This is a genomic window from Streptomyces diacarni (assembly GCF_003323715.1).
Classification (GTDB): Bacteria; Actinomycetota; Actinomycetes; order Streptomycetales; family Streptomycetaceae; genus Streptomyces; species Streptomyces diacarni.
Genome location: NZ_QOIN01000024.1, coordinates 19,061 through 26,877, shown reverse-complemented (window position 1 = coordinate 26,877; position 7,817 = coordinate 19,061). Strand labels below are relative to the sequence as shown.

Sequence of the window (7,817 nt, the reverse complement as noted above, 5' to 3'; positions counted from 1 at the left end):
CGGGCGCTGGCACTGACAGTTCCTGACGCGACGGAAAACAGCAGAACCCACCGCGACCCAGGTAGCTATTCGACTGGTTGGGGCCGGTCGGAACCGGAACCTCGCACTGCTGCGCCAGGGGAGCGCAATAGCGCGTTGCGGACGCGGGTCACGGATTTTCCGACCCGATATTGCCGCCACCTCTATAGCCACATTGAACTGTGCCATGTAAAAGTGCGTTTGGAAGGCCTCTCGCTGTCGAGCGGGAAAAATTCCGGTGAACATGGGGGAGATGAACATGGACCAACAGTCGCGCGAGAAGAGCGATCCTGTAGCACTGCACCGGCAGAACGCAGCACGTCTCGGTCCTCGTGACGTGGTAATCGCGGCCTACCCCGGATCCGGGGCCTCGCTTATCAGCAACATCCTGATCGAGTTGGGCTTCGACCATGTCGATCCCTATTCCGAGGTCATCGCCGAAGACGGCCGCTGCGACGTACTCCAGGAAGACTTGGCCTACCGGAGCCGGCTGTCGGCGATGGCCGCACTGGACCGGAAGATACGGTCCACCGGGACACGGCCGGAAGGACAGCTCCGATTCGTCAAGAATCACCTGCATCCTCGGTTCTTCAGCCCCGAAGGACTGGCAGGGGCCGTCTTGCTGGTGCGCGATCCACGAGACACGCTGCATTCGTGCTACCACTGGTATCACTCGTTCTCGGCGGACCGGCTGGCGCAGGCGAAAGGCCAGGGAACATTCGCCGAGTTCCTCGACGGCATCGCCCTCAATGGCGAACCTCCCGTCGAGGGATGGTGCCACTTCAACCGAGCCTGGGCTGACGCGCTGGAAGGTTTCCCACGCTCCGCTGTCATCAGGTTCGAGGATCTCAAGACCGATCCCGAGGCCACCACTGCCCGCCTCGTCGAGGCATTCGGTTTCGAGCGTTCACCGGAGTCCATCGCGCGCGCGACACGGAACAGCCGGTACGAGAACATGCGCGCACACGAAGAGAAAAGCCTGGGGGCCGGCGCCACAGACCGGCCGCTCGTTATGCGGCGCGGCAAGGTCGAGGAATGGCGCGAATGGTGGGGGAACGCAGGACTCGCCGCTCCCTTCCACGAACCCCGGCTCGTCGAGACGGCGGACCGCTTCGGCTACCAGGTGACGCGAAGTGACGATTCCACTCCCGGCCACTGAGGACGAACATGGGTAACTTCTACGACTACGCTCCCTACGCACCCACCTACGCGGCCCGACCGGACTACGTGCCGGAGGCACTGCGCGCCCTGCTCCGCGTCGCCGACGTGACCCCCGGCGACCTCGTGTGCGACGTCGGCGCCGGAGCGGGGCACCTGACCGAGCCGTTGCTGCAGTACGGACTGCGGGTCCACGCGGTGGAGCCGACTCGGGCCATGCGCGCCGAGGGCGAGGCGCGCACCGCCGACTACGACGAGGTGACCTGGCACTCGGGCACGGGCGAGGAATCCGGCAGGCCTCCGGGCAGCTACCGCCTCGTGACATTCGGGTCGTGTTTCGACCTGATGGACCGCCCGGCGGCACTGGCGGAGGCGGCACGGATCCTCGGGCAGGGCGGGTCCTTCGCCTGCCTGTGGAACCACCGAGACCTGGACGATCCGCTCCAAGCGCGGATCGAGGCGCTCATTCACGAGCACGTCCCCGGATACGGCTACGGGATACGGCGTTCCGACCAGCGTCCCGTCATCGAGGAGAGCGGCCTGTTCGAGCCGCCCGTTCACCTGTCGGCCCGGCGGGTCGTCCGGTTGCGAGCCGACGCCTGGTGCGACGCCTGGGCGTCGCACGCGACACTCGGCCGCCAGGCGGGGACGCACTTCCGCGACATCGTGGCGGGCATACGCGAGTTGGTGAACGACGCCGGTGACGCGTTCGTCGACGTTCCGTACGTGACGCGGGTGTGGGTCGCGCGGACCGCCGATCGGGCCGGCAGGCGATGACCGGCCCGCGTGTGCGGCTCGGCACCAAGGCCGAGACGCTGGCGCGCCTCGCGCCGGCACTGACCACCGCACGCGTCCTGCCGCTGGCGCACTTCACCCTCGACGACTGGCGGCGCTCCCGGACGCGTCTGCTCGCCGATCTGCTCCGTCGCGACTGGGCGTCGGGTCCCTTGATCGTCCGCAGCAGCGCGGTCATCGAGGACACCGGCACCGGTTCGCAGGCAGGGCGGTTCACCTCCCTCGTGGGACGGCGCGGCAGATCCCAACTCGCCGATGCTGTGGACCAGGTCTTCGGGTCGTACGACCAGGAGCGCCCACAAGATCAGGTCCTCGTGCAGCCGCAGCTCGTAGACGTGCGCGGCAGTGGCGTCGCCTTCTCGTGCGACCCCAGCAACGGAGCGCCGTACGCGGTGGTCAACTGGAGCGACGGTGCCCGCACCGACGCCGTGACAGGCGGGAGGTCGTCCGGACTGCGGATCTCCTACGGCGCCTTCTACGATCCCTCGGTCGTTGCTCCCTCGCCCTTTGTCGCCGCCGTGTGGGACCTGTTGAGCGAGGTGGTCGCGCTCACCGGCGAACCCCGCCTGGAGATCGAGTTCGCGCAGTCGCCGGAGGGTGAGACGGTGCTGCTCCAGGCGCGGCCGTTGGCCGTGGCGACCGAAACCGTCGACAAGGACGCCCACCGGACCGTACTGACACGCGTGGCGCGGCGCATCGCCGAAGACACCGAGCGGCCGGCGCGCGGCGTCCTCGGTTCCCGCGGCGTCTTCGGCGTCATGCCCGACTGGAATCCCGCGGAGATGATCGGGCTGCGTCCCCGCCCGCTGCCGCTCTCCCTGTACCGGCGGCTGATCACGGACCAGGTCTGGGCACACGCCCGGCACCGCTACGGCTACCGGGATCTTCGCGGCACGCCGCTCATGGTGGACTTCGGGGGCCTGCCCTACGTCGACGTCCGCGCGAGCGTCACCTCGTTCATCCCGGCAGACGTGCCCGACGCGCTGGCGAGCCGGCTGGTGGACCACTGGCTCGGCGAGCTGGTGGAATCGCCCCACCTGCACGACAAGCTGGAGTCCCACGTCGTCGTCTCCGCTTGGGGATTCCGGACGGGACGGCGAATCGAGCGGCTCGCGGACGCCGGGTTCGGCGCCCATGACCGGGACATGCTCAGCAGCAGTCTGCGCGGGCTGACCGACAGACTGGTTCGCTCGGACCTGTGGGAGCGCGACCTCGCGCGTTTCGACCGGCTCGGCGGCGCTCGCACACCCGCGGTGCACGCGCCCGGCTGCCCGGCAGACCGTCCTGGATGCTGCGGCCCCGCCGTCGCCGGCCGGCTCGCGTTGTGCGCAGAGTTCGGGACCGAGCCCTTCGCGGCTCTGGCCCGCGCCGCGTTCATCGCGACCGGGCTGCTGGAGGATCTGAGCGCCGAGGAGGTGTTCACCCGCGCGGATGTGGCGGCGTTCGTGGGCGGCCTCGGCCTCGTCTCCGGAACGTTGCAACGCGACCTGGCGGTACTGGATCGCGAGGACTTCCTCAAGCGGTACGGACACCTCAGGCCGGGTACGTACGACCTCCTCTCACCCCGGTATGACGAGGCACCCGAGCGCTACTTCGACTGGTCGACGCCACGCCACGTACCCGACGACGCGCCGCCATTCACCCCGTCTCCGAGCCAGTTGAGGCGCATCGACGACCTGATCGCACGGGAAGGTCTCACCTTCGACGCCGAGCGGCTGCTGCGGTTCGCCGCTACCGCGATCCGGGGCAGGGAGAAAGGGAAGTTCGACTTCACCGCGGTACTCAGCGACACCCTGGTCGAGATCAAACTGCTCGGCGAGCGGTTGGGGTTCACCCCTGACGACCTGTCGTACGTGCCCGTCGACACGATCGCCGCGCTCACCGGGCGCAGAGCCGACGACCGACGCATCCTCCGCACGGCCGTGGCGAGAGGACGGGAGGCGTACGAAGCCACCCGGGTGACGTCGCTGCCGCCGCTCGTCGCCGGCGAACGCGATGCCTTCAGCTTCGTGATTCCCCAGGCACAGCCCAACTTCATCACCCAGAAGAGGGCGCTGGCGCCGGTCGCCGACATCGACGCGGGAGCCGCGCCGGAAGGCGCCATCGCCTTCGTCACCAGCGCAGATCCGGGCTACGACTGGTTGTTCGCCCGGAACATCGCGGGCCTGGTGACCGCCTTCGGCGGGGCGAACTCCCACATGGCGATAAGGGCTCTGGAGCTCGGCATCCCCTCGGTGATCGGGGCCGGTGAGGCGCTCTTCCACCGATGGTCCCAGGCCAGGATGGTGGACATCGACGCCGCGAGCGGCATGGTGGTGCCGCTGTGACGCTGATCGGTATCACGCAAAGAGTGCAGCCGGCCAACGAGTTCGGCGAGCGCCGCGACGCGCTCGACATCCGCTGGCCCGACTTCTTCGCGGCCTGCGGTATCGCTCCGGTACCGCTGCCCAACCGTCCCGATCTCGTCCTGACTGTGGCACGCGAGAGCGGCGTGCGCGGGCTCGTCCTCTCGGGCGGGGACGATCTTGCGGTGTACGGAGGCCCCTCACCGCACCGGGACGAGACGGAGAACCGCCTGCTGGCCTGGGCGGTTGAACACGATATCCCCGTCCTCGGAGTGTGCCGGGGAATGCAGATCATTCTCCGCGCCTACGGGACAGAACTGACGGAAGTGAGCGACCACGTGGCGACCAGACACACGATCACCCAGGGACGTGAGGTGAACAGCTACCATCGGATGGCGGCCCGCGCCGTACTGCCCCCACTGAGAGCCCTCGCGTACAGCGGCGACGTGGTCGAGGCCGTGGAGCACGACCACGCGCGCGTGCAGGGGATCATGTGGCATCCCGAGCGCGAGCGCCCCTTCGACCCGCGTGACGTGCACAGCGTGCGCGCCTTCTTCAGCACGTCTTCGACGAGTCCGCCGAGCGGCACCACGTCTGCGACCGGAGGTCCGCTTCCGACCGGTGGAGGCCGGCCGTGAAGGCGCTGATCCTCGCTGCCGGGCGCGGATCACGCATGGGCGGCCTCACCGTCGACCGCCCCAAGTGCCTGGTGGAGGTCGCCGGCAGGACGCTTCTCCAGCGGCAACTGAAAGCGTTGTCCGCTGCGGACGTCGACAGCGTGGGAGTCGCCGTGGGCTGGTGCGCCGAACTCTTCGCGGCCACCGGGCTTCCGGTCTTCCCCAACCCCAGATGGGCCGAGACGACAATGGCCGAGTCGCTGGCGTCCGCCGATTCCTGGTTGTCCAGCGACACGGTGCTGATCTCGTACGGGGACATCGTCTACACCGGCGAAACCGTCCGCAGGCTTGCCGCCGCCAAGGCGGATGTCGCGATCGCCTACGACCCGGAGTGGCTGCCACTGTGGCGACGGCGATTCGTCGATCCCCTGCAGGACGCCGAGACGTTCGCCATGGACGCGTCGGGATTTCTGACCGACATCGGCGCCAGGGCCGGGAATGTGGACGATGTGCAAGGACAGTTCATGGGCCTGGTGCGCATGACGCCACCCGCTTGGTCGGTCATTCGCGAGGCCAGATCCGTACCCGAGATCGCCGCGTTGGACATGACGGGCCTGCTCCGCCACCTGGTGCGCGAACTCCAGCTGAAGGTCGCGGCTGTTCCCACCGCCGGCCCGTGGTGCGAGTTCGACCATCCCTCCGACTTCACCGTGGGGCTGGAAATCCTGCGCCGACTCGACACCGAACTCACGCTGGAGGATACGGGCGCATGAGACAAGGAGTTCTTTGGCTGACGGGCCTGTCCGGTGCGGGGAAGAGCACCGTGGCGGGTCTCGTACGGGACGGCTTGCCGGCCGACGGCGGGCGCCCGGTGCTCCTCGATGGCGACCGGCTTCGCGAGGTGCTGCCCGTGAAGCTCGGCTACGAACGCGAGGACCGTCTGCGGCTCGCGATGTTCTACGCGCGCCTCGCGAACAACCTGGCGGCACAGGGCCACCTCGTCATCTGTTCCACGATCTCGCTGTTCCACCAGGTCCAGGCATGGAACCGCGACAACACACCCGGCTACCTCGAGGTGTGGCTGCGCGTGCCCGTCAGCGAACTGAGCGAACGGGACGGACGCTCGGCGCTCTACAACGCCGAAGCGGGATCCCACGTCGTGGGGCTGGACTCCGCGGCCGAGTTTCCCCTCGCACCCGACCTGATTATCGACAACTACGGAGACACCACCCCGGACAAGGCAGCGGAACAGGTTCTCGCCATGGCTACCAGAAAGGCGTCCCAGTGACAGACATAGCCATCGATGGGCACGACCTCGACATCGAGGAGGTCGTAACTGCCGCGTATCGAGACAGTACGGCGGTCTCGGTGTCCGAGGACGCGATGAAGGCGATGACCGCCTCGCGCGACTTCAAGCTGATGATCCTGGAAACCGGCAAGCCCATCTACGGCGTGACGACGGGCTTCGGTGACAGCGTCAACCGCCAGATCTCGCCGGAGAAGACCGCGCGGCTGCAGCACGAGCTGATCCGCTACCACCTCAACGGCACAGGCCCGCTGACCTCCGACGAGGTCGTCCGAGCCACCCTGCTGATCCGCGCCAACTGCCTCGCCCGCGGGAACTCGGGCGTCAGCACGCCCGTCGTCGAGCGGCTGCTCGACTTTCTGCGCTTCGACGTCCTCCCGCTCATCCCGGAGCGCGGCTCGGTCGGGGCCAGCGGCGACCTCGTCCCCCTGTGCTACCTGGCATCCGCGGTCATGGGAGAGGGGAGCGTGCGTTACCGCGGCGAGGTGCGCGACGCTGCGGAGGTGATGTCCGAGCTGCGGCTCGACCCCGTCGTGCTGGAGGCGAAGGACGGACTCGCGCTCATCAACGGGACGTCGTTCAGCGCTGCGTTCGCCGTCCTCAACGTCCAGGCGGCGGCGGAGATCGCCGACGTCGCCGACATATGCACCGCCCTCGCGAGCGAGGGAACGCTCGGCAACCGCGGGCACTACGCGCCGTTCATCCACAACGAGAAACCCCACGACGGCCAGCGGCGAAGCGCCCGGCGCATCCACGATCTGCTCGACGGATCGAACCTCGCGATGTCCTACGACCAGGTCGTGGACCTCAACGAACCGTTGGACGGCCGCCACTATCAAAAGCTCACCCGCAGCATCCAGGACCGCTACTCGCTGCGCTGCGCCCCGCACGTCACCGGCGTGCTGGGAGACATGCTGAGCTGGGTCCGCACGTGGCTGCGCGTGGAGATCAACTCCTCCAGCGACAACCCGCTGTTCGACCCCGCGACGAACAGCGTGTTCAGCGGCGGCAACTTCTACGGCGGCCACATCGTCACGGCGATGGACGCGCTGAAAACAGCCGTCGCGGGCATCGCCGACCTGCTCGACCGGCAGCTCGCGCTGCTGGTCGACGAGAAGTTCAACAACGGCCTCACCCCGAACCTGATCGCCCGTGTGGCCGACGAAGACCGGGAAGCCGGGCTTCAGCACGGCTTCAAGGGCATGCAGATCGCCTGCTCGGCGCTCACCGCCGAGGCGCTGAAGAACGCGGGCCCGGCCAGCACCTTCTCCCGCTCGACCGAGGCGCACAACCAGGACAAGGTCAGCATGTCGACGATCGCCGCCCGTGACGCGCGCACCGTCATCGAGCTGACTCGCGAAGTCGCGGCCATCCACCTCATCGCCGCCTGCCAGGCGGTCGAGCTGCGCGGCGCCGACCAGATGAGCCCCCGCACCAGGGCCGTGTACGAGCGCATCCGGGAGAAGGTCCCCTTCGCCTCCACAGACCGCCGCTTCGACGGCGACATCGCCGCCGTCGTCGAGCTGATCTCCTCGGGTGCCCTCGGCGAGACCGCGAAGACGCTGACGCATTAGGAGG

Annotated in this window: 7 protein-coding genes; all 7 read left to right on the top strand. The window is 68.2% G+C overall.

Features of this window, described 5'->3' with window-relative positions; all coding sequences use genetic code 11:
• Positions 1 to 271: 271 nt before the first annotated feature.
• Genes DTL70_RS01365 through bagA form a run of 7 tightly spaced genes read left to right on the top strand, consistent with a single transcriptional unit; the run spans position 272 to position 7,813 of the window.
• A complete protein-coding gene (locus DTL70_RS01365) occupies positions 272 to 1,177 on the top strand; it encodes a sulfotransferase domain-containing protein (RefSeq protein WP_181860727.1) in 906 nt (301 codons plus the stop codon).
• A gap of 8 nt (positions 1,178 to 1,185) precedes the next feature.
• A complete protein-coding gene (locus DTL70_RS01360) occupies positions 1,186 to 1,953 on the top strand; it encodes a class I SAM-dependent methyltransferase (protein ID WP_114019962.1) in 768 nt (255 codons plus the stop codon).
• Complete coding sequence (locus DTL70_RS01355; RefSeq protein WP_147266712.1) at positions 1,950 to 4,298, top strand: PEP-utilizing enzyme; 2,349 nt, start codon at positions 1,950 to 1,952, stop codon at positions 4,296 to 4,298. Before DTL70_RS01360 ends, DTL70_RS01355 begins: the two co-directional genes overlap by 4 nt.
• Positions 4,295 to 4,954: a gamma-glutamyl-gamma-aminobutyrate hydrolase family protein gene (locus tag DTL70_RS01350; protein ID WP_181860726.1), complete on the top strand. Its 660-nt coding sequence runs from the start codon at positions 4,295 to 4,297 to the stop codon at positions 4,952 to 4,954. The genes DTL70_RS01355 and DTL70_RS01350 overlap by 4 nt, the downstream gene beginning before the upstream one ends.
• The gene (locus tag DTL70_RS01345; protein ID WP_114019959.1) at positions 4,951 to 5,706 is read left to right on the top strand and encodes a phosphocholine cytidylyltransferase family protein; all 756 of its coding nucleotides are present in this window, start codon (positions 4,951 to 4,953) and stop codon (positions 5,704 to 5,706) included. Before DTL70_RS01350 ends, DTL70_RS01345 begins: the two co-directional genes overlap by 4 nt.
• Positions 5,703 to 6,221: an adenylyl-sulfate kinase gene (locus DTL70_RS01340; RefSeq protein ID WP_114019958.1), complete on the top strand. Its 519-nt coding sequence runs from the start codon at positions 5,703 to 5,705 to the stop codon at positions 6,219 to 6,221. Before DTL70_RS01345 ends, DTL70_RS01340 begins: the two co-directional genes overlap by 4 nt.
• Positions 6,218 to 7,813, top strand: a complete 1,596-nt coding sequence (gene bagA, locus DTL70_RS01335; protein WP_114019957.1) for a bagremycin/ferroverdin biosynthesis tyrosine ammonia-lyase BagA/FevW — start codon at positions 6,218 to 6,220, stop codon at positions 7,811 to 7,813. Before DTL70_RS01340 ends, bagA begins: the two co-directional genes overlap by 4 nt.
• Positions 7,814 to 7,817: the final 4 nt, after the last annotated feature.